The organism is Pseudomonas grimontii, assembly GCF_007858185.1.
Lineage (GTDB): Bacteria > Pseudomonadota > Gammaproteobacteria > Pseudomonadales > Pseudomonadaceae > Aquipseudomonas > Aquipseudomonas grimontii.
Window position 1 is genome coordinate 1 of sequence record NZ_VFES01000001.1, and the last position, 22,427, is coordinate 22,427.

Annotated in this window: 19 protein-coding genes and 1 rRNA gene; 10 read left to right on the forward strand and 10 right to left on the reverse strand. The window is 61.4% G+C overall.

Annotated features, from left to right (window positions below):
• From rrf to FIV39_RS00020, 4 genes are all read left to right on the forward strand, one after another.
• A 5S ribosomal RNA gene (gene rrf, locus FIV39_RS00005) occupies positions 1–115 on the forward strand.
• 152 nt (positions 116–267) lie between these two features.
• A complete protein-coding gene (locus tag FIV39_RS00010) occupies positions 268–927 on the forward strand; it encodes a paraquat-inducible protein A (RefSeq protein ID WP_090409751.1) in 660 nt (219 codons plus the stop codon).
• Entirely contained in the window at positions 914–1,537 is a 624-nt protein-coding gene (locus FIV39_RS00015) for a paraquat-inducible protein A (protein WP_090409749.1), read from the forward strand. Before FIV39_RS00010 ends, FIV39_RS00015 begins: the two co-directional genes overlap by 14 nt.
• Entirely contained in the window at positions 1,530–3,833 is a 2,304-nt protein-coding gene (locus FIV39_RS00020; RefSeq protein WP_090409747.1) for a PqiB family protein, read from the forward strand. Before FIV39_RS00015 ends, FIV39_RS00020 begins: the two co-directional genes overlap by 8 nt.
• Before the next feature lie 149 nt (positions 3,834–3,982).
• Here FIV39_RS00020 and mksF read toward each other — a convergent pair whose 3' ends face one another.
• The 3 genes from mksF to mksB are packed head-to-tail and all read right to left on the reverse strand — an operon-like array spanning position 3,983 to position 8,794.
• A complete protein-coding gene (mksF, locus tag FIV39_RS00025; protein WP_090409745.1) occupies positions 3,983–6,823 on the reverse strand; it encodes an Mks condensin complex protein MksF in 2,841 nt (946 codons plus the stop codon).
• Entirely contained in the window at positions 6,820–7,527 is a 708-nt protein-coding gene (mksE, locus tag FIV39_RS00030; protein WP_090409743.1) for an Mks condensin complex protein MksE, read from the reverse strand. Before mksE ends, mksF begins: the two co-directional genes overlap by 4 nt.
• Positions 7,517–8,794 (reverse strand): Mks condensin complex protein MksB, encoded by a 1,278-nt coding sequence (mksB, locus tag FIV39_RS00035; protein WP_090409742.1) that lies wholly within the window; start codon positions 8,792–8,794, stop codon positions 7,517–7,519. The genes mksE and mksB overlap by 11 nt, the downstream gene beginning before the upstream one ends.
• A gap of 187 nt (positions 8,795–8,981) precedes the next feature.
• Here mksB and FIV39_RS00040 point away from each other — a divergent pair, with 187 nt between their 5' ends.
• Positions 8,982–9,725, forward strand: coding sequence for an energy transducer TonB (locus tag FIV39_RS00040; RefSeq protein ID WP_090409740.1), 744 nt, complete (start codon positions 8,982–8,984; stop codon positions 9,723–9,725).
• On the forward strand, positions 9,718–10,170 hold the full coding sequence (gene rimI, locus FIV39_RS00045; RefSeq protein WP_032886035.1) for a ribosomal protein S18-alanine N-acetyltransferase: 453 nt from the start codon (positions 9,718–9,720) through the stop codon (positions 10,168–10,170). The genes FIV39_RS00040 and rimI overlap by 8 nt, the downstream gene beginning before the upstream one ends.
• A 57-nt stretch (positions 10,171–10,227) precedes the next feature.
• Here rimI and FIV39_RS00050 read toward each other — a convergent pair whose 3' ends face one another.
• Complete coding sequence (locus FIV39_RS00050; protein WP_090409738.1) at positions 10,228–10,632, reverse strand: serine kinase/phosphatase; 405 nt, start codon at positions 10,630–10,632, stop codon at positions 10,228–10,230.
• A 151-nt stretch (positions 10,633–10,783) separates the two neighbouring features.
• On the opposite strand from FIV39_RS00050, the gene can reads away from it, so the two are divergent.
• Entirely contained in the window at positions 10,784–11,428 is a 645-nt protein-coding gene (gene can / locus FIV39_RS00055; protein WP_003188288.1) for a carbonate dehydratase, read from the forward strand.
• Here the strand turns inward: can and FIV39_RS00060 are convergent.
• From FIV39_RS00060 to FIV39_RS00080, 5 genes are all read right to left on the reverse strand, one after another.
• Positions 11,425–11,949: an SET domain-containing protein-lysine N-methyltransferase gene (locus FIV39_RS00060; RefSeq protein ID WP_090409735.1), complete on the reverse strand. Its 525-nt coding sequence runs from the start codon at positions 11,947–11,949 to the stop codon at positions 11,425–11,427. The two genes, can and FIV39_RS00060, sit on opposite strands and share 4 nt — an antisense overlap.
• A 145-nt stretch (positions 11,950–12,094) precedes the next feature.
• Positions 12,095–13,264 carry a hypothetical protein gene (locus tag FIV39_RS00065; RefSeq protein WP_090409733.1) on the reverse strand — a complete coding sequence of 390 codons (1,170 nt, stop codon included), beginning with the start codon at positions 13,262–13,264 and terminating at the stop codon, positions 12,095–12,097.
• Between the two features lie 121 nt (positions 13,265–13,385).
• Complete coding sequence (acpA, locus tag FIV39_RS00070) at positions 13,386–15,086, reverse strand: acid phosphatase (protein WP_090409731.1); 1,701 nt, start codon at positions 15,084–15,086, stop codon at positions 13,386–13,388.
• 96 nt (positions 15,087–15,182) lie between these two features.
• Positions 15,183–15,503: a hypothetical protein gene (locus FIV39_RS00075; RefSeq protein ID WP_090409729.1), complete on the reverse strand. Its 321-nt coding sequence runs from the start codon at positions 15,501–15,503 to the stop codon at positions 15,183–15,185.
• 124 nt (positions 15,504–15,627) lie between these two features.
• On the reverse strand, positions 15,628–17,046 hold the full coding sequence (locus FIV39_RS00080) for a short-chain fatty acid transporter (RefSeq protein WP_090409727.1): 1,419 nt from the start codon (positions 17,044–17,046) through the stop codon (positions 15,628–15,630).
• A gap of 185 nt (positions 17,047–17,231) precedes the next feature.
• Here FIV39_RS00080 and FIV39_RS00085 point away from each other — a divergent pair, with 185 nt between their 5' ends.
• Positions 17,232–18,521: an MFS transporter gene (locus FIV39_RS00085; RefSeq protein WP_090409725.1), complete on the forward strand. Its 1,290-nt coding sequence runs from the start codon at positions 17,232–17,234 to the stop codon at positions 18,519–18,521.
• Positions 18,522–18,524: 3 nt separating this feature from the next.
• Here FIV39_RS00085 and FIV39_RS00090 read toward each other — a convergent pair whose 3' ends face one another.
• Complete coding sequence (locus FIV39_RS00090; RefSeq protein WP_090409723.1) at positions 18,525–19,895, reverse strand: GntT/GntP/DsdX family permease; 1,371 nt, start codon at positions 19,893–19,895, stop codon at positions 18,525–18,527.
• A 185-nt stretch (positions 19,896–20,080) separates the two neighbouring features.
• On the opposite strand from FIV39_RS00090, the gene FIV39_RS00095 reads away from it, so the two are divergent.
• Together FIV39_RS00095 and FIV39_RS00100 are read left to right on the forward strand one after the other, a co-directional pair.
• Positions 20,081–21,301, forward strand: coding sequence for a TolC family protein (locus tag FIV39_RS00095; RefSeq protein ID WP_090409721.1), 1,221 nt, complete (start codon positions 20,081–20,083; stop codon positions 21,299–21,301).
• 18 nt (positions 21,302–21,319) lie between these two features.
• Positions 21,320–22,426 carry an efflux RND transporter periplasmic adaptor subunit gene (locus FIV39_RS00100; protein WP_090409719.1) on the forward strand — a complete coding sequence of 369 codons (1,107 nt, stop codon included), beginning with the start codon at positions 21,320–21,322 and terminating at the stop codon, positions 22,424–22,426.
• The last annotated feature ends 1 nt before the right edge of the window (position 22,427 follow it).

Below are 22,427 nucleotides of genomic sequence, written 5' to 3' on the forward strand. Positions count from 1 at the left end.
TTGACGACCATAGAGCATTGGAACCACCTGATCCCATCCCGAACTCAGTAGTGAAACGATGCATCGCCGATGGTAGTGTGGGGTTTCCCCATGTGAGAGTAGGTCATCGTCAAGATTAAATTCCGAAACCCCATTTGCGAAAGCAGATGGGGTTTTGTTTTGCTCGGTCGAAAAGTGCAGAAAGAGGCACGACAAATTTGCACAGTTATTTCTGAACCAGACCACTAGAATAGGTACCTAACCTTTTTTAGAGTCAGAGCCCTATCTATGCCGGATCCGGTTGATACCCTTGAGGTGTCGGATTTATCACTGGACAACCTCGTGGCATGCCATGAGTGCGACTTGCTGATGCGCAAACCCGTGCTCGCCCTCGGTGAAAAAGCCCAATGCCCGCGTTGCGGTTATGAGCTGTACGCTCACCGCCATAATGTTGTGGAGCGCAGCCTCGCCCTGGTATTCGCCGCGCTGTTGCTGTACATCCCCGCGAACTTTCTGCCCATCATGCAGCTCAATCTACTCGGGCAGTCCTCAGAAGACACCGTGTGGAGTGGCGTAGTCGGCCTGTTCGATACTGGTATGCAAGGTGTCGCCGCCGTGGTGTTCCTGTGCAGCATGGGTATTCCGCTGCTTAAGTTGCTTTGCCAACTGGCGGTGCTGCTCAGTATTCGTTGGAAGATCGGCCGTAGTTACGGCCTGCTGCTGTACCGCATCTACCACCATATGAAAGATTGGGGAATGTTGGAGGTCTACTTGATGGGCGTACTGGTGGCGATCGTGAAACTCGCCGACATGGCCTCAATCACGATTGGCCTGGGTCTGGTCTGCTTCGTCAGTCTACTAATGGTTCAGGTTCTGCTTGAGGTGGTGATGTCGCCGCACCAGATCTGGCAAGCGCTGTCAGGAGAGGATGAGCATGCGGGCGATTGATGCAGGCATTCTGATTTGTACCGAATGTCACGAGTTGAACAGGCAGGAAGCCGATACCGATGAGCAGATCTGCACCCGTTGTGGTGCGTTGATCCATGCCCGTCGTCCCAATAGCCTCGCACGTACCTGGGCTTTGCTGATCACCGCAGCGATTTTATATATCCCTGCCAATCTGTTGCCGATCATGACCATTAACTCCCTCGGCCAGGGGGATCCCAGCACCATCATGGCAGGCGTGATCCAACTGGTGCAGCACGGTATGTTTCCCATCGCCGCCGTGGTATTTATCGCCAGCATCCTGGTGCCGACATTCAAGCTGGTAGGCATCGGCCTGCTACTTTTTTCGGTGCAGCGCCACCAACCGCTTTCCGCGCAACAACGCATTGTGATGTACCGCTTTATTGAATTCATTGGACGCTGGTCCATGTTGGATATCTTCGTGATCGCCATACTGGTGGCGGTCGTAAACTTTGGACGGCTTGCCAGTGTCGAGGCCAACCTTGGCGCTGCGGCGTTCGCCAGTGTGGTGATTTTGACGATGCTTGCCGCTGTAACTTTTGATCCCCGACTGATTTGGGATAACACGGAGTCGGACGACGACCATGAGTGATTTGCCAAAAGCTAAAACCCGCCCGGCCTCCAACTGGTCGGCCATTTGGGTGTTGCCCCTGATTGCCCTGATCATCGGGGGTTGGTTGGGGTGGCGTGCCTATTCCCAGCAGGGTATTGAGATCCAGGTGCGCTTTGAAAGCGGCGAAGGCATCCAGGCCAACAAAACCGAAGTGGTCTACAAAGGCATGTCCGTGGGTAAGGTCAAGACTCTTGCCCTTGACGACGAAGGCAATAATCGCGGGGTGATTGCCACCATCGAGATGAACAAGGATGTCGAGCAATACCTCAAGACCAACACTCGCTTCTGGCTGGTCAAGCCCAGTGTCAGCCTTGCCGGTATCACCGGCCTGGAAACCTTGGTCTCGGGTAACTACATCGCCGCCAGCCCAGGTGACGGTGAGCCCACACGCAAATTCAAGGCACTCTCCGAAGAGCCGCCTTTGTCCGACGCCAAGCCTGGCTTGCACCTGACCATCAAGGCCGACCGCCTCGGCTCGCTCAACCGTGGCAGCCCGGTGTTCTATAAGCAGATACAGGTTGGCCAGGTCAAAAGCTACTTGCTCTCCGAGGACCAAAGCACCGTTGAGATCAAGGTGTACATCGAGCCGACCTACGCCAACCTCGTACGCAAACACACCCGTTTCTGGAACGCCAGCGGCATCAGCATCGATGCCAATCTGTCTGGAGTGAAGGTGCGCAGCGAGTCCCTCTCCAGTATCGTCGCCGGCGGCATTGCCTTCGCCACGCCGGAGAATCGCAAGGACAGCCCGCCGACCGATCCGAGCCTGCCCTTCCGCCTGTACGAAGATTTTGACGCTGCCGCTGCCGGTATCAAGGCCAAGGTCAAGCTCACTGACTTCGAAGGCCTGCAGGCTGGGCGTACACCGGTGATGTACAAAGGCATTCAGGTTGGCAGCCTGAAAACCTTGAAGATTGACCCGGACCTGTCCAGCGCCAACGCCGAGTTGACCCTCGACCCACTGGCCGAAGACTACCTGGTTCAGGACACTCAGTTCTGGGTCGTCAAACCTTCTATCTCGCTGGCCGGTATTACCGGCCTGGAAGCTCTGGTCAAAGGTAATTACATCGCCATTCGCCCTGGTGACAAAGGCAGCGCCCCGCAACGCGAATTCGTCGCCCGTGCCAAGGCGCCGCCGCTGGACCTGCGTTCCCCAGGCCTGCACATGGTCTTATTTACCGACAACCTCGGCTCCCTGGATGTCGGCAGCCCGATCCTCTACAAGCAGGTCAAGGTCGGTTCGGTGCAGAGCTACCAGTTCTCGCGCAAGAACAAGCAACTGGTGATCGGCGTTCATATCGAGAAGGAATACGAAAACCTGGTTAACGGCTCGACGCGCTTCTGGAATGCCAGCGGCGTCACCCTGACCGGCGGCCTCACCGGTGGTATCCAGGTGAAGAGTGAATCCCTGGCCAGCCTGATGGCCGGCGGTATTGCCTTCGAAACGCCGCAGCCGAACGTACCGCTGAAAAAGCGCATCCCACGTTTCCGCTTGTTTGCCGACCGTGAGGCTGCCAATCAGCATGGCACCCTGGTGACCATCAAGGTCGACCGTGCTGATGGTATGCGTCCAGGCACACCGGTACGTTTCAAAGGCCTGGATGTGGGCAAGATCGAGAGTGTAGACCTCAGTGCCGATATGCAATCGGTGTTGCTCAGCGCGCGTATTACCCAAGTAGCGGACCGCATCGCGCGCGTCGGCAGCCAGTTCTGGGTGGTCAAGCCAGAGCTCGGGCTGATGAAAACCTCCAACCTGGAAACCCTGGTCACCGGGCAATACATCGAGGTGCAGCCGGCCGCTAAAAATGCCGGCCCGCAGAAGAGTTTCGTCGCGCTGGACCAGCCCCCTGAAGCTGTCCGTCAAGAAGCGGGCCTGAGCCTGACACTCAGCGCCGCACGCCGTGGCTCGCTGAAGGAAGGTGTACCGGTGACCTACCGTGAAGTCACCGTGGGCAAGGTTACCGGCTACGAGTTAGGCCAGACCGCTGACCGCGTGCTGATCCACATCCTGATCGAACCCAAATACGCGCCGCTGGTACGCAGTGGCAGCCGCTTCTGGAACACCAGCGGTTTCGGCCTCGACTTCGGCTTGTTCAAGGGCGCGACGGTGCGTACCGAGTCCCTGGAGACGCTGGTGGCCGGCGGTATCGCATTTGCCACGCCAGATGGCGAGCGTATGGGGAACACCGCGCGGCCGCAGCAAACCTTCCCGCTGTTCGACAAATTCGAAGAAGAATGGCTGACCTGGGCGCCTAAAATCCCACTCGGTAAATAGACCGAGGCCCACATTTTAAATGTGTTCACAAATCCAATGTGGGAGGGGGCTTGCCCCCGATAGGGCCGTCAAAAACACCGCAAAACCCCAGCCCAAAAAAAGGCCGCGATCCATCCGATCGCGGCCTTTTTACATTTCAGCGCAAAGCGTCAGACCTCATCCAACTCCGGCTCATCCGCCTGCACATTCACCGTTGCCTTCACCACATCGTGGCGGCGGATGTACTTCCAGTCCGCCTCATCGATGTAGATCCCGTTCGGCCCGCTGCCGCCTTCCAGGTCGATTGCCACCTGGGCAGACACCTGCGGCTTCACACTCGCCAGGATCGGCACGAAGCCCAGTTGCAAGCTGGTTTCCAGCAGCGCTGCCTGGTTCTTCTCATCGATATCCGCCGCCTCGTCGAGGTAGTACGGCAGACGCACGCGGCCGGCCTGGTCGCGGTCCATCAAGTGCAGCAACAAGTACATGTTGGTCAGCGCCTTGATGGTCATGGTGGTGCCGTTGGACGCCGCACCGTCGATGTCGGTGTGGATCACCGGCTGACCGTGTACCTTGGTGATCTCGAAAGCCAGCTCGAACAGATCCTTGAGGCCCAACTGGTTATGGTTGGCGGCCACCAGGCGGGCCAGGTATTCCTTGGCCTCTTCGTTCTTGTTGTCCTGCTCGGCACTTTGGCTGAGGTCGAACACCGACAGGGTTTCGCCTTCTTCGTACTGGCCAGCACTGTGGATGATCTGGTCGATATGCTTGAGGGCTTCCTTGTTCGGCGCGAGCACGATGCGGAAGCTCTGCAGGTTGGACACCTGACGCTTGTTGATCTCGCGGTTGAACAGCGCCAACTGGTGTTCCAGGCTGTCGTAGTCGCTGCGGATATTGCGCAGGGTCCGCGCAATGTCAGTGACCGCCGCACGGCGTGCCTTGCCCAGTGTCAGTGCCTCATCAGTACGGTGCGCATAGGCGTTGATCAACAATTGCAGGCGACGCTCTACGTCATCCTCGCTGTCGAACTTGGCCACGCCCTTGAGGCGCACCTGAGCGTACAGTGCCTCGATCTGGCCATCGGCACGCAGCAAGCCCTGCCAGCTGTCCTGATAGTCATTGAGCAGCGGCAGCAGGTTGTCCATGGAGTCATCGACCGGGTCCATGAACGGCGTGCCGAATGGCAGGTCCGCCGGCAACAGTTGGCGACGGCGCAAGGCGTCATCCAACGTGCGTTGCTTGGCTTCCATATCGCCGATCTGCCGGCCTACCAGTTGCAGCTTGGCGGACAGTTGCTGGACGCGTTCGGTAAAGGCGTCACTGGAACGCTTCAACTCATCCTGGGCTGCTTCCATCTGCGCCAGGTTTTCCAGTTTTTCGCCTTCCTCTGCACTCAGGGTTTGCGCGCGGCGGAAGTCTTCCAGAGCCTTTTGCGCGTCGAGCACCTGCTGGTACAGCGCTTCGGTCTGGGTCTTGCTCGCAGCGCGGTCAGAGGCCACGGCTTGCTGGGTTTTCAGTTGCTTGAGTTCTTTTTCCAGGCGCTCTTTCTGGTCGCGCAAGGCCGCGCGATCCGCCAGGGCCTGCAACGCCGGTGGTTCGATGTGCGAGATGTCGATGGACAGCCCCGGCACTTCAAAGCGCTCGCCCTTGAAGCCATCCAGGATCTGCTCCAGGGATTTGACCCACTGGCCGTCCTCGTCCAGCGTGATGCCGTGCTCACCCAGCGGCAGGCTGAACAACGAGCTGTTGAACAGGCGCATCAGGCGCTCGACATCCTGCTGCGAAAACTCTTCGCGCAGTTTGGCGTAGCTGTTGTTATCCGCGTGATCAAGCTGCTGCTTGACCGACTTCAAGCGTTTTTCCAGGTCGCGCAGACGCTCGTCCAAATCCTCGGCGCTGAACTGCCGCGACTGCGCCAGGGCGCCCGCCAGTTCATCGTGAGCGTCCTTGGCCGCCAGCAGTTGCTGCTCCAGCACCTTGACGTCATCCACCAGGGCAAAGCGATGCTTGAGCACCGACAGCTCGCCCAGCCAACGCTGGATACCGCTGATTTCACGCTCCAGGCGCATCAACTCCTGGGTGCCGCCACGCTGGTCGTTCTGCAGCGCGTCCTGCTCGTTGCGGTAGTGCTCGGCCTGGATGGTCAGTTCTTCCTTGCGCGCACTGGCGTAGTCCGACCAAGTGCCCAGCAGCGAGTCCAGCAGCGGCGACAGGCGATGCAGTTTGCCGCGCAGGGCGTCGCGCTGCCGAACGCCATTGGCCAAGGCTTCGACCAGCGGGCCGGCAGCGACCAGGGAGTTATAGTCCTGCTCCATGCGTCGCACATCGCGGAAGGCTTCTTCGCATGCGGCAATGTAATCGACGCTGCCAGAACGCAGGCTGTGTTCGAACGCATCGAGGAACAGCTGCTTGAGCTTGGCAGCGGTGATTTCGCGCATGTGCAACAGGTTGATAAACAGCGCGCGGAAGGTCTTCAGGCTCTGTTCGCTGGTGGAGCGCAGCGGGATCAGGGTCAGGTCCAGCGGGATCGACGTGTGACCGCCCACTAGCAAACGCCGCAGTTCATCCGGCTTGAGTTCGTAGGCTTTCAGGCCCTCGCGCTCAAGGTTGGTGAACAGCTCTTTCTGGCGCAGGCAGGTGTCGTTTTTCTGGTAATGGGCCAGGTCCAGCTTGCCGGCATAGGCAAAGAACTGGTGACCAAAACCGCCGCCCGGACCGCGCCCGACCACGCCGATTACGTGCGGGCCGTGGGGCAGGGAGACTTCCACCAGGATGTAGCTGGTGTCGGTGGCAAAGTAGAAGCGCCGCGATTGCTCCAGGGTGTATTTGCCGAAACTCATGTCCGACATGCGCGCGAGGATCGGGAACTGCAAGGCGTTGATCGACGCGGATTTACCCAGGTTGTTGGCGCCATACACCGACAGCGGTTCTTCCAGCGGGAACAAACCCAGGCTGTAACCGGCGGTGTTCAATAGCGCGAAGCGGCGGATGCCGTAGCGTTCCTTACTCATGCGTCGGTCTCCTGTTCTTCGGCAATGGCGCGGGCCAGGGCGTCTTCTTCGCTTTCTTGCGCGAAGTCACTCAAGTCCAGTGGGTCATCGGTCTTCAGCAATTTTTCATCGCTGTCTTCGTCGATGATCACTGGCGCAGGCAACGGCAACACGCTGTGCACGCTGGCGGCGAGGTCACGGTCCTGCTGCACCGACAGGCACACGTCGAGGAAGCGGTGCATCGGTGGCAGGAAGCGATAGATGCCGTTGTCTTCGCTGGCAAAACCCAGTTGGGTCATGCGGCGCATGATTTTTTCTTCGAGTTCTTCCTGGGTCTGTACTTCGGCCTGGATAAACAGGTCGCGATACTTTTCCAGCAGGGACGGCAGTTCATCACGGCCGAGGCTGCCTCCGTCGAGAACGGCGATCGGGTCGCGGCCCTGGTCGGCCAGGTGCTCGACAATGATGAAGGTGAACAGCGCCAGGCGCTGGGCGGTCTTGTTGACCTGGGCGCTGGCAATCGCGGAGTCCGGCACGAAGTAGTAGAAGCCACGGGTATCGCACACCAGCTCAAAGCCCAGGGCCTTGAACAGCGTGCGGTACTGGTCCTGGAAGTTCGACAGCTGTGCGTACAACTCGGGGTCGCGGCGGCTGACGTGGTAACCCTTGAACAGCTCGCGAAAGATCGGCGCCAGCTGGGACAGTTCGGATAGATCAAGATGCATAAGGTGTACTCGCAGGATGCTCGGCGGCGTCGGTGCCGGCCGGGAGCAGGGCGAATGAGCGCAGGCTGACCTGGTGCTCGTGTGTGTGGTAGTCGCGGCGTTCCAGGCGCTCGCGCTTGAAGCGTTTTTCGCGCGAGAGCCGCGAGAACCAGTACAGCAATTCGTCGGTGGCACCGTCCGGCTCCTGCTCCAGCAGCCAGGTCATCAGGTCCGGCATCGGCAGTGCGTCTTCGCAGCGCTCGAGCATTTCCTTGACTGTACGCGGCGCGCGCTGGGCTTCGCCCTTGTGGGATTTGTGCGCCTTGGGGAACCGTGCCGGTTTCGGCTCGAAGTTCGCCAGCGCATACACATAGGCCTCGACCTGGCTGGCACTGCCCAGGAAGGTGCTTTGCGGCCGGGTAAACATCGGCATCGCCGCCTGCGGCACCGCGTCCAGGCCTTTACGGCGGATGGCCGAGAGCGCCAGCGCCGCGCCGCGGGTCACGGCATTGTGCCGACGCGCTTCTTCGCGCAGCGGCAACAGCAGTTCGCGGGCATGACGCAACGTCAGTTGGGCGCTGGTCTGCATTTCGAGGATGCGCGCGTGGGTGCGCAGCAGCATGTCATCGTCCACCAGGTGGCCGAGACGCTGTTGCTCGGTGAGCATGCGCAACAGTACGTTTTCCACCTTGCGCACGCCTTGTTCGAAGGCGCCGTCGGCGTTCACCAGTTGGATCATTGGTTCGACGTACTCGTCCCAGGTCGCCAGGACTTCGGCGTAACGCTGGCGCAACGGGATCTGCCGGTCGCTGGTCTTGGCGCGGTCGGCCACGGCCGCGAGGGCCTGTTCGTCGTTGGCGAGTTTTTTCAGTACGTCGCGTACGCGCATATCGAGCAGGCGCAGCTGGCGGGCCAGGTCGTGGCCATCACGGATGTCGAAGGCGTCCTGGATATAACCGGCCAGGCGCTCCAGATGGCGCAGGTAGGCCTCGATTTCCAGGCACAGGCCAAGCCGGTGCTCCTTGCGAAGATAAGCCAGGAAGTCGTGGATCTGCGCGTTGAGCTCGAAACGGTTGGGGCTCTTGGCGACAGGCACCAGGATGTCCAGGCGAATCCACACGTCCAGCAGGCTGGTGATGTCCTGGGGCGTGCTGTCCAGTTGTTGGGCGGCCAGTTGTGTGCGCAGCTCGCTCAGGCTCAGGGTGCCTTGGTCGAAGTGTTCGCACAGAGGCTCAAGTAAGGCCCAGTGTTCGGCGAGGGCGCGCAGGACGCGCTTGGGTTCGATCATGGGAATGGCCGGCTGGTTGGCGATTAAAAGTCGCGATTGTACTGCATCAGGCGCGGGATTTATCCACAGCCGGTCAGTGCACAGTGGGCGATTGTTACCGAACAGCGGTAGAATCCCCGCTCTTTACTTATCCACAAGTGGCCGAGCTGTGCTTATCGAGTCCCGACGTCGCGCTTACTTGACCGCCATGCAGGTGGTCAACTGGCTGCCCCGCACTGAACTGCCGTTCGCCGCCCCGTCGCGGCCCGAGCTGTTAGAGGCGCTTGAGCCCTATGAGGCGTTCGAGACCTCGGGCGAGGAGGCCGCCGCCCCGGTGGTGGTGGCCAAACCAGTGCCGCAGGCGCGCCCGGCGGTCGAACGGGCCAAGATCGAAGTGCCACGCCCCTCGCCCATGGCCAAGCCGGTGGTGGCCGAAGAGGCCGCCCCGGTGGTCAAGGCGCCGGTGGTGCCGCCACCGCGTTTCGCCCTGCAGCTGCTGCGGGCCGGGCGCTGCCTGCTGCTGGTGGAATTGCCCACCGGCGAGCGCTTCCAGACCCGCGACCCCGCCTACATGCTGCTCAAGGACATGTTGCGCGCCGCCGGCCTGCCCGACAGCCCGCAAATCGTTGGCGACCCGGTACGTTGGCCGTTGCTGGTGCGCGGCACCATGGACCAGGGCCCGGAAGCGGCGCGGGATTTTGTGCAAGGCTTCGTGTCGGCACGCCTGGAGGACGAACCCTGCGTGTGCCTGTGGCTGATCGGGCTGCCCGCCGTGCGGTTTGCCGGTGAGGCGAATGCAGAATCCTGGTACCGCGAACTGCAGGTCGAAGGCCTGGGTTCGGTATGGGCCCTGCCGGGCCTGGAATTATTAATGGAAGAGCCACAGCGTAAGGCTGATGTCTGGCAAGCCATGCGCCGGCTGATGGCGCGCTGGAAAACAACCGATGAGTGAGGCTTTATCCTTCCGCCCGATGACCGAGGCTGACCTCGACGCCGTGCTGAAAATCGAATACGCGGCGTTCAGCCACCCCTGGACCCGCGGGATCTTTCTCGATGGGCTGGGCAAGTACCAGATCTGGCTGATGTTCGAAGGCGAGCAGCAGGTCGGCCACGGCGTGGTGCAGATCATCCTGGATGAAGCGCATTTGCTGAACATCACCGTCAAGCCGGAAAACCAGGGCCGTGGCCTGGGTTTGGCGCTGTTGGAGCACCTGATGTCCCGCGCCTATGCCGCCAAGGCTCGCGAATGCTTCCTGGAAGTGCGCGACAGCAACACCGGCGCGTTCCGTTTGTATGAGCGCTATGGCTTCAACGAGATTGGGCGTCGTCGGGACTACTACCCGGCTGTCGGCGGGCGCGAAGATGCGGTCGTCATGGCCTGCACACTGGTCGATTAAGCACTGAAATCCATGTGGGAGGGGGCAAGCCCCCTCCCACATTTTTACCGTGTTGCATCAGCGGTTTCCGTCTACAGGGTCAATGTCGGCCAACTCGGCCTCATCCAAGCCATTCCCGCCGCCAATCTCATCTTCATCCACAATGCTCAGGTCATAATCCGCCGCATTATCCTCACCTTCCTCCCGAGCATCCCGCGCACCATCTTCATGGATCAGCGTTTCCGGGCTCATATCATCATCAGTCGATTCATGATCATCGGTCGAAGCCCCGGTCATTCCGGCCTCACGCACCCGTTCGTCGGGCATCAGGTGCTCGCGCTCGTGAAGGGGGATCTCGTTGCCGATCTCAGCCGTCGGCTCTTCTTCGTCAAAATCCAGCTCCCGCATCGAGCCCATGCGGTCTTCGTTGTCGTCAATCGGTTCGGGCTGTGTAGCGCCGTAGGGACGTCGTGATTCAGTCATGGCCAATCCTCATACTGTGGGGCTTATAGTGTGTGGACAGGCATGGCCCACCAAGATTCAAGTAATTGCCCGCCGGCTATCTTTATGATCGGCGTGACCCGGACGGGCGGTCGTCTGTCAAAGCTGCGCATCATTCCTGAGGCTTTCCCTGATGAACGAACTACAAGACCTGCTTGATAACAACGAACGCTGGGCGGATGCGATCAAACAGGAAGATCCCGAATTCTTCGCCAAGCTCGCCCGCCAGCAGACCCCTGAATACCTGTGGATCGGTTGTTCCGACGCCCGCGTACCGGCCAACGAGATCGTCGGCATGCTGCCCGGTGATTTGTTCGTACACCGTAACGTCGCCAACGTGGTGCTGCACACCGACCTCAATTGCCTGTCGGTGATCCAGTACGCGGTCGATGTGCTCAAGGTCAAACATATCCTCGTCACCGGCCACTATGGCTGCGGCGGCGTGCGTGCCTCGATGCAGGACCGCCAGTTCGGCCTGATCGACGGCTGGCTGCGCACCATCCGCGATCTCTACTATGAAAACCGTGACGTGCTGGCGCAATTGCCGACTGAAGAGGAACGGGTGGACCGCATGTGCGAGCTGAACGTGATCCAGCAGGTGGCCAACGTCGGCCACACCAGCATTGTGCAAAACGCCTGGCACCGTGGGCAGAGCCTGTCGATCCATGGCTGCATCTACGGCATCAAGGATGGCCGCTGGAAGAGCTTGAACACCACCATCAGTGGCTTCGAGCAGTTGCCGCCACAGTATCGCCTGCGCCCGTTGGGCGAAGCTTAAGGTCGCTTGCGCATCCGCCAACGGGTCATGAACGCCTGTCCTTCGGCGTTCAACGGCTCCTGGCTGCCGGTGATCCAGCCTCGGCAGTTCAGCTCGCCGCAGTGGCAAGCGAACTGCCGGAACAACGCGTCCTCGGTACTCGCGTAGTCCAGGGTCAACGGGGCGCCTGCGGGGATGGGCTGCACGGTCCAGAGCTCCAGGTAGGTGGTGTCGAAAAACACATTGGGGTTGCAGGAGTGCCGCATCAGGCCGCAGAACCAACAGTCGTAGAGGTGGATGCGAGGTGACAGTTGCAACGTGTGCGGACGTCGCTCGCTCACGGCGTAACCGGAGACCTTGGCGATGCGCAGGCGGCTGTCAAAGGCTGTGCGAGCCTGGACACCGGCCTCGGTGCCATCGGTGGCTTGTACGACCTGGAAGTGCTCGGACGAGGGGTAGCCGTCTTTGATGAGCAGCGGCTTGAATGGGTACAGGCAGCCAGACACAGTGGTTTTAGCCTTATCCATGGCTTGAGTCTTCATAACTCTCCTTGGTGGGGCTGCCTCGACCTGCGGATGGAGTCTGACTGCCAGTCTTGCAGCGGATGGGCCCGCCTCAAGACTCGCTGAACATGGATCTGATTTCTACTGTCAACCTTGACAGTAGAAATCGGATTTTTTGGGCGCTCTACAGCGCCGGGGCGGTGAGCGCAGGGGCAGGCGCTGCGTTTTTCAGCTGTTTGAGCTGCGCTTTGATCGCGGGCGTGGCGCATTTGGCATTCGCTTGTTCCGGGGTCAGGTTGCGCACCGAGGAGTAGAACAACTCACAGGTCTGCTCTTTGCGCGTGACCTGCCAGGTGTTCATGCAGGCCTTGAGCAGCACATTCGGATCGCTCGCCGGTTTCTGGCCCATTCCGGCCTGCCAGCAGGCGGCGCTCAAGTCCTGGCCCATCACTTTCAAGCCGGCGTCGTCGGCTTTCTGCTCGTTACCGTCATAGGTGTCCGGGCTGGCCGCGTACCAGATGTAGCTGGGGTGGTTGGCGCCCAGCACCGAGACGGTCTTGCCCGCGACAGGGCTGATCTGCGCCAGGCCCAATACACCCACGGTTTGCCCGTATTGTTGTTTGACCCAACTGCGCACCGGCGCGCCGAACGCGACCATTGGCAGTGAGCCGTTGGGGTGCAGGCTCAGTTCGCTGACCATGCGGGTCTGGTAGTCGGTGAAGTAGCCGTAGACGTTCTCCAGGTCCTTGCCCGCGTTGGACGGCGCGGCGATGGGCGCGATGTCGATGATGGTCTGGTAGGCCGGGGTTTCGGTGGCCGGCACGCCGTTGTCGGTGAGCAGGCTGGCCCAGCGGTCGGTGGTGGCCGACTCCAGGTAATCCTGGGCCTGGGTCAGTGAATAATCCGGCGGGAAATGCAGCAACTCGATGCTCTTGCGGTTTTCCAGGGCCATGCCCAGCGGCAGGAACAGGTACCAGTTGTAGGCCCACTTGCCGTCGCTGTTGAGTTTGCTCGCGCCCTGGTAGGCCAGGTCAGCAGTATTAAGCAGCGCGCTCAGGGGCTGGCCGTAACTCTCAGGTACACCGCTGAAGGTCGCCGCGAGCTGCCCTTCATGGTTTTTGACGCTGACCTTGGCTCGGCTATAGCCGTCACGCTGCAAGCTTTGGTTGAGGTAGTGCTCGGCGGTCTGCTCCAGCGTCCATGGCCGAAAGCAGATCACATTGCAGTTATTGGGGTAAGCGAACAACTGGGTGACCCGTTGAGCGCTGCCCAGTGGTACTTCGATGTCGGCGTGTACGACCGCACTGGCCAGCAGTGCGGCCAGGGTGAAGGACAACCTGGTCGGTTTGAACATACTTGGTTCCTTGTCAGCGAAGGCCCGTCTGCGCGGGATGAAAGCCCACCTCCTCACAGTAGCGGTTGACCAGGAAAACCGCGTGCTAAATCGCCAGGCATGTCGCTATTGGATAAGCGTCCTACACGCTGAACTGCAACGCGTTACTCAAATCCCCCATGGGTTTCTGGCCTCGGGCAATCATGGCGTCATCGCGTTGCTTGAGCCCGTCCAGGGCCTCCAGCTGGAAGACCCGCGTAATCAAACGCAGGATCGATGCGGTGTCGTACACCGTATGGTCCACGGTGCCTTTGCGCGCGAAGGGCGAGACCACCAGCGCCGGGACGCGCGTGCCTGGGCCCCAACGGTCGCCTTTGGGCGGGGCGACGTGGTCCCACCAGCCGCCGTTTTCATCGACGGTCACCACGACTACCATGTTTTTCCACTGCGGGCTTTCCTGCAGCACCTTTAAGGCGCGGGCGATATGGCGGTCGCCCGAGGCCACGTCGGCGTAACCGGCGTGCATATTCAGGTTGCCCTGGGGCTTGTAGAAACTCACGGCTGGCAGCTTGCCGGCCTGGGCATCGGCAAAGAATTTGTTGGTGCTCGACTCATCGCCCAAGCCGCCATCGCGCAGGCGCTTGTCACGCTCCGCACGGTTCTCGGGGCCTTGTTGCTTGAAATAGTTGAACGGCTGGTGGTGGTACTGGAAGTTTGGAATCTTCGGAATGCCGCCCGAATCCTTGAACTGATCCAGCGTCGCCTGCCACGCCCCGGCGTACCAGGCCCAGTCGACGTTCTTTTTCGACAGCTTGTCGCCGATATGTTCGTGGGTCTGCGGCACCAGCACGTTGGGCAGGTCAGGCTTTGCGTAATCCGGGTTTTCCGGGTCACGAATCCAGGTCGGCCAGTAAGGTGGCGCCAGGGTGTTCACAGCGTAGCCGTCAGGGGTCAGCGCGCTGGGGCCGAACTGCGGCGCGCCGGTCATGGCGCTGGCCGGGGATTTATCCAGGGGCTTGAGACGCGTATCGGTCGGGTCATCGCTTTGCAGCGTGGCGATCTGCGCCTTGGCCACCGACTGCGCGGCATTCGGGTAAAACGGCGCGGTGGCGCTGATCAGGTATTGATGGTTGAGGAACGAGCCACCAAACGCACCCTGGAAGAAGTTATCGCAGAGCACAAACTCCTTGGCCACGTCCCACAGGCGCAGGGAATAACGGCTCTGGGCGTAATGGCCCATGACCAGGCCACCGGAGTCGGCCCAGGCGACGAAACCGTCGTTCTTGCCGCCGTTGATCTGCATCTGGTTCTGGTAGAACACGTGCCACAAGTCGCGGGTGACCAGGCTCAACGGCAGGTCTTCAGCGTTCGGGCCCTTGAGGGCGAACGGGGCGTTGGGCAGGTTTTCCTGGAATTGCACTTCGCTGGGGTAAGTCACCCCGTCCACGCTTTGCGGGCCCACTTGCAGCACGCCGCCCCAGACGGGGGGCAGGGTGGTCAATAGGCTGCCGTCGCGGTCGCGTTGTTGTGTGTCGGTGGCAGAAAGCGCCGACAGCGGTTTCTCAACGCCAGGGAAGTCCGCAAACAGGTTGTTGAAGCTACGGTTCTCGGCGTAGATCACCACCACGGTCTTCACCTGGTCGTGCAAGGCCTTGTCCAGCTCCTGCGGTGTGAGCGGCCGCGCTGCTGGCTTGCCGGGCGCCTCACTGCTATTGCCGCAGGCACTCAAGGTCGCGCCGACCCCCAATACCGCCGCGCCCCCCAGGAAGCGCCGACGGCTGGTATCTACCGGCGGTTGGGCTGCGGAATCGGGGGCAGGGCGGTCTTCGTGATCGTCACTCATTGCGGGGAGTCCTTGCTGGCGAGTTGTTGCAAGATATTTCGCAGGACGGTAGCAATGCAATGTGACGGAACGAAGACAGCGTTTCGAGTCAGGCGATCACAGCAGACGCAGTGCCAATTGGCTGCCGGCGCGCAGGTACTCTACCTGAGCCGTCACGGCATCCTTGACGATTGCCTCGCCGGTGTCGGTCAGGGTGGCTTTTTTTGCATCGATAACGCTGGTCTGCAGTAGTTGCATGGCCACATCCATGGCTTTCTGGAAGGCGGTTACGTTGTTATGCAGGCCAAATTCCTTGATGACAGCAGCCATGCGGCGATCGGCTTCGTCTCGCAGGGTCTTGTACTCGACGAACGATACGTTGTCGTCTTTGTAAATATCATCGAGCAACTGCTCCAGTGATTTGGATAAAGGGGTCATTCGGATTTTCCTTGGGCTATGTGAGAGGCATCCAAGGTTAATCAAAGGGGCTGGCAGGAGGAGTCAGGGTTGTCATCGTATCGAGTAGGACAACCCCTATGCACGTCATCAGAAACGCCGTGCCCTACGGCATCACCGGCGGTAAATACTTCAAGGTCGTCCCCAGCGCCCACAGCAGGAACAGCACCAACGGTGTGTGCACCAGTAACTGTACAAACGAAAACCCGATCAAATCCCGCGCCTTCAACCCCAGCACGCCCAGCAACGGCAGCATATAGAACGGGTTGATCAGGTTCGGCAGTGCCTCGGCCGCGTTGTAGATCTGCACCGCCCAGCCCAGGTGGTATTGCAGGTCATTGGCGACCTGCATCACGTAAGGCGCTTCGATGATCCACTTACCGCCGCCCGATGGAATAAAGAAGCCCAGTACCGCCGAGTACACGCCCATCAGCAGGGCATAAGTGTCGTGGGAGGCGATGGAGGTGAAGAAGGTCGAGATATGGTGCGCCAGGGTCTGGCCGTCGCCGCCCTTGACCACGGTCATCAGCGCTGCAATCGAACCGTACAGCGGGAACTGGATCAGCACGCCGGTGGTGGTCGGCACTGCACGGGCCACCGCATCGAGGAAGCTGCGCGGGCGCCAGTGCAGCAGGGCGCCCACCATGATGAACAGGAAGTTGTAGGTGTTCAGCCCCGAAATCGCGCTGATCGCCGGCTTGGTCGAGAACTCATGGAACAACCAGCCCGCCGCCAGCAATGCCAGCAGAATGGTCAGCAACGGGCTGTGTTCCAGCCATTCGCCGGGGCGAGTTGGTGGTTGCAGCTTGGGCAGGTTGAAGGCCGGGTCGACGCCACACGCCTTGGCGTCACGGGCGCTGTTCGGGCCGGGAGCGGTGGCGTAGGCGATGATCAGCGACACCACGATCAGCGCCAGCAACAGCACGCCGGATTGCCACAGGAAGATCGTGTCGGTAAACGGGATAACCCCGGTGATCGACAGGATCGACGGCGGCAAACTGGCCGGGTTGGCCTGCAATTGTGCGGCCGAAGACGACAGCCCCAAGGCCCACACCGCACCCAGGCCCAGATAGGCCGCCGCACCCGCAGCACGGTAGTCCATGCGCAAATCCGTACGCCGGGCCAGTGCACGCACCAGCAAACCGCCGAACACCAGGGACAGGCCCCAGTTGAGCAATGACGCCACCATGGAGATCAACGCGACCCACGCCACGGCGGAGCGGCCGTTTTTCGGGATGCGCGCCAGGCGGTCGATCAGCTTGACCGCCGGCGGCGAGCTGGCGACCACGTAACCACCGATCACCACGAAGGCCATCTGCATGGTGAACGGGATCAGGCTCCAGAACCCGTCGCCAAAGGCCTTGGCGGCTTCGGTCGGTGCGGCGCCCATGCCCAGGGTCGCCACGGCGACGATGATCACGGCGAGGGCGGCGAACACCCAGGAGTCGGGGAACCAGCGCTCGGCAAAGTTCGAGCAGCGCAGGGCAAATCGGGCATAGCGGCTTTCTTCGATAGCATCGGCCACGAGTCATACCTCTTGTAGTTATTATGGGGGCGGCAGTTTTCGCGCATGTTCCTCCACGGCCATTGATATGGGAATGCAGTTATCTTCATCGATCAATGAGGAAAACAAATATATCTGCCGCGATTGCCATCATCCGGCTCAGCTCATAACCTGCACGCCATTTTGTTTGTCTGCCGAGCCTCAACATGACTGCCACCTCTGTTCCACAGGCGCAGCGTTTTTCCCGTTCCGACTACAAAACCCTGGGCCTGGCCGCCTTGGGCGGAGCCTTGGAAATCTACGACTTCATTATTTTCGTGTTTTTTGCGCTGACCCTCAGCCAACTGTTCTTCCCGCCGGAAATGCCCGAGTGGCTGCGTCTGCTGCAAAGCTTCGGCATCTTTGTCACCGGCTACCTCGCGCGCCCACTGGGCGGCATCCTCATGGCGCACTTCGCCGATCATCTGGGGCGCAAGCGCGTGTTCAGCCTGAGCATCCTGATGATGGCGTTGCCCTGCTTGCTGATCGGGATCATGCCCACCTACGCACAGATCGGCTACTTCGCACCGCTGATCCTGCTGGCGCTGCGTGTGCTGCAAGGCGCGGCGGTGGGCGGTGAAGTGCCGAGCGCCTGGACCTTCGTCGCCGAACACGCACCGCGCAACCATCGTGGCTACGCCTTGGGCTTCCTGCAAGCCGGCCTGACCTTCGGCTACCTGCTCGGTGCGCTGACTGCCACGCTGCTGGCGCAAGTCTTCACCCCGGCCGAAATTCTCGACTACGCCTGGCGTTTCCCCTTCCTGCTCGGCGGTGTGTTCGGCGTGATCGGCGTGTGGCTGCGGCGTTGGCTCAGCGAAACCCCGGTCTTCCTCGAAATGCAGGCCCGCCGCCAGGCCGCCGCCGAGATGCCGCTGCGCACCGTATTGCGTGACCATCGCGCCGTGCTGCTGCCGGCGATGATCCTCACCTGCGTGCTCACCTCCGCCGTGGTGGTGCTGGTGGTCATCACCCCGACCATGATGCAGAAAACCTTCGGCATGAGCCCCAGCCACACCTTTGCCTTGAGCGCCCTGGGCATCGTCTTCCTGAATATCGGCTGCGTCCTCGCCGGCCTGCTGGTGGACCGCATTGGTGCCTGGCGCGCGGTACTGGTCTACAGCCTGCTGCTGCCGGTGGGTATTTTCGTGCTGTACGCCAGCCTGATCAGCGGCGGCATCTGGCTCGGCGCGGCGTATGCGCTGGCGGGCTTGAGTTGCGGGGTGGTCGGTGCGGTGCCATCGGTGATGGTCGGCCTGTTTCCGGCGCAGGTGCGGGTGTCGGGAATTTCCTTCACCTACAACATCGCCTATGCACTCTGGGCGAGTACCACGCCGCTGATGTTGATCGCGTTGATGCCGACCAGCCCATGGATTTGCGTGGGTTATTGCGTGGTGATGGGCGCGGTGGGGGTGGCAAGTGTGGCGCTGTTTGGTAAGCGCCACACCTTGGCGGCCTGAAGGTCAGGTCAAGAAGTGCCACAGCACCAGCGTACCGACCAGGCCGACGACCGAAACAATCGTCTGCAACACCGACCACACCCAAATCGTCTGCTTCAGTTGCAAGCCAAAGTACTCGCGCACCATCCAGAACCCGGCATCGTTGACGTGGCAGAAGAACACCGAGCCGGCGCCGATCGCCAGCGCCACCAGTGAGCTTTGCGTCGCCGCCAACCCGGCCATCATCGGTGCGAGGATGCCGGCGGTCGTGGTGGTGGCGACCGTGGCCGAGCCGGTGGCCTGGCGCAGCGCCACGGCGATCAACCAGGCCAGCAGCAGGTACGGCATGTGCGCGCCTTCGGCGACTTTGCTGATGGTCTGGCTGACGCCGGCGTCGAGCAGGGTTTGCTTGAGGCCACCGCCGGCGCCGATGGTCAGCAGCAACACGGCGATGGGCGCGAGGGCCTTGCGCAGGGTGTTGCCGACTTCGGCGCGCGGCATGCCGGCGGCCCAGCCCAGGCAGATCACGGCGGCGATCACGGCCAGGCCGAGGGCGATCAGCGGTTCGCCGAGGAATTTCAGGGTCAGGCCCACGCTGCTTTCGGCCGGCAGCGCGACTTTGGCCAAGGTGCTCCCGAGCATCAAAATCACCGGCAACAGAATGATCAGCAATGACACGCCAAAGCTAGGCTGGCGCGGGGCCTTGGGCGGGGCGCTGAACAGCGCGCCGATGTCGGCTGGCTCATCCACATGCAGGCGCTTGGACAGCCAGTTGCCATACAGCGGCCCGGCGAGGATCGCCGCCGGCACCGCCAGGCAGAAGCCCAGCAACATGGTCAGGCCCAGGTCGGCGTGCAATGCGCCCACCGCAATCAGCGGCCCTGGGTGCGGTGGCATCAAGGCGTGCAAGGTGGTCATGCCCGCCAGCGCCGGGATGGCGATTTTCAACAGCGGCTGGTTCGAACGTTTGGCCATCACAAAGATGATCGGCACCATCATCACCAGGCCCACTTCGAAGAACAGCGGCAGGCCGATCACCATCGCCACCAGCGCCATCACCCACGGCAACGACTTGCCTTTGCCCAGCCCGAGCAGCGTGGTGGCGATGCGGTCGGCCGCGCCGGATTCCGCCATCAGCGCACCCAGCATCGAGCCCAGGGCGATGATGATCCCGGCTTCACCGAGGATCGCGCCAGCGCCTTTGCTGAAGGCTTTGGCCACCTCTTCCGCTGGCAGCCCAGCGCCGACCCCGGCGGTAAAGGTGCCGATCAGGATCGACAGGAACGGCGGCAATTTGGTCGCGCTGATCAGCACGATGATGCTGGCGATGGCCAGCAGTACGCAGAGCATGAGACGGGTGTCGTGAACCATCCACGCGGCAGTCGATAACGCCAAGGCGGGACTCCTTATCGAACAGGTTGGGAAAATTGTTTCTTTTTGTTTCTTGTCCGAAAAGCATACCTGATAACGCCCGCCGCAGAGCCATTGCTGTCGGATTTGTAATCTTTGCTCCACCGCTCTGATAAGTCGCGAACGCTACATTCTCCCGGCTTTTACTTTATGGGCGTGGAACTCTCGTTATGGCAATTTCCGTTAGAAAGCTGGTGGGGGCGACGTTGTTGTGGGGAGCTGCCAGCATTGCCCAGGCACAAACCCTCACCCTCGACGCCGCCCTGCAAACCGCCTTCGCCAACAACCCCGACCTGGCGGCTGCGCAATGGGAAATCGAGATCGCCGAGGGCGGTCGCCAGCAGGCCGGGCTGATCCCCAATCCGGTGGCGTCGTGGGATGCCGAAGACACACGTCGCGATACGCGTACCACCACCCTCAAGCTAAGCCAAACCCTCGAGCTGGGCGGCAAGCGCGGTGCCCGCATTGACGTGGCGACGCGTGCCCAGGACGCTGCCGCACTGGCCTTGGAACAGCGCCGCAATACGCTGCGCGCCGAGGTGATCGACGGCTATTACGGTGCCCTGCGCGCCCAGGAACGTCTCGACCTGGCGCAACGCTCCCTGGCCTTGGCCGAGCGCGGGCTGGTGGTCGCCAACGGTCGTGTCACCGCCGGCAAATCCTCACCGGTGGAAGCCACGCGGGCCCAGGTGCAGTTGTCGCAGATCCGCCTCGAATTCAACCGCGCGCACATGGGCCTCACCGACGCCTATCGCCGCCTGGCCGCCAGTACCGGCAGCGCGGCGACCGACTTCCAGGCTGTCGCCACGCCAAGCCACTCCACACCGCCGTTGCCCTCCGCCGCGCAACTGTTGGCGCGTCTTGAACAGACCGCCGAACTGCGCCTGGCCGAACTGCAGATCGTGCAGCACGAAGCCAGCGTAGGCCTGGAAAAAGCCCAGCGTATTCCCGACCTCGATGTATCGATTGGCAGTCAGTACGACGCCAGTGTGCGCGAGCGGGTGAACCTGGTCGGCGTGTCGATGCCGATTCCGTTGTTCAACCGCAACCAGGGCAACGTACTCGCCGCCACGCGCCGTGCCGATCAGGCCCGCGACCTGCGCAACGCTACCGAATTGCGCCTGCGTACCGAAACCCGCCAGGCCCTGGACCTGTGGCAAACCGCGAATACTGAAGTGCGCGCATTCAACCAGCAGATCCTGCCCGCCGCCCAAAGCGCGGTGGACAGCGCCACCCGCGGCTTCGAGATGGGCAAGTTCAACTTCCTCGACGTGCTCGACGCCCAGCGCACCCTGATCGCGGCGCGCACCCAATACCTTGCGGCCACCGCCCAGGCTACCGATGCCTGGCTGCGCATCGAACGGATTTACGGCGACCTCGCCCGGTTTTGATTTTTTCTGGAGTGCCTTATGAACAAACGACACGGCGTGGCGCTTGCCGTCGCCTTGGGCCTGATGCTGTCCGGCGTGGCCAATGCCGAGGAAGAAGAAGGCAAGCTTGAGCTGACTGAACAGCAAATCCAGGCCGCCGGTATCGAACTTGCCGAGGCCCAACCCCAGTCGATCAGCACACTGCTGACGCTGCCGGGGGAGGTGCGTTTCGACGAAGACCGCACCTCGCACATCGTCCCGCGCGCGGCCGGTGTGGTGGAGTCGGTGAAGGTCAATCTGGGCCAGGCAGTGAAGAAGGGCGAGCTGCTTGCGGTGATCGCCAGCCAGCAGATTTCCGACCAGCGCAGTGAGCTGGCAGCCAGCGAGCGCCGGGTTGAACTGGCGCGTATCACCTTCCAGCGTGAACGCCAGTTGTGGCAGGACAAGATCTCCGCCGAGCAGGATTACCTGCTGGCGCGCCAAACCTTGCAAGAAGCCGAAATTGCGCTGAACAATGCCCGCCAAAAGATGACCGCGCTCAGCGGCAACACCGTGCTGGTCGGTGGCAATCGTTACGAGCTGCGGGCGCCGTTCGCAGGTGTAGTGGTGGAAAAACACCTCGGCGTCGGCGAGGTGGTGAGCGAGACCAGCAACGCCTTCACGCTTTCTGACCTGTCGCAGGTATGGGTCACCTTTGGCGTATTTCCCAAGGATTTGAACAAGGTCCGACTCGGCAAACCGGTGAAGGTCAGCTCCACGGAAATGGGCACCGACGTGCTGGGCACCGTGGCTTATGTCGGCAATTTGCTCGGCGAGCAAACACGCACCGCCACCGTCCGCGTGACGGTGCCCAACCCCGATGACGCCTGGCGTCCAGGGCTGTTTGTCACCGTGCAACTGGCCACGGACACCTACCAGGCCAAGGTCACCGTGCCGCAAACGGCGATCCAGACCGTCGAGGAAAAACCGTCGGTATTCGTACGCACGCCAGACGGTTTTATCACCCGCCATCTCGAACTGGGCGCCAGTGAGAACGGCTACGTCGAAGTGCGCCAGGGCCTGGAGGCCGGTGCCCAGGTGGCCACCACCGGCAGCTTCATCCTCAAGTCCGAATTGGGCAAGGGCTCGGCCGAGCACGCCCATTGAT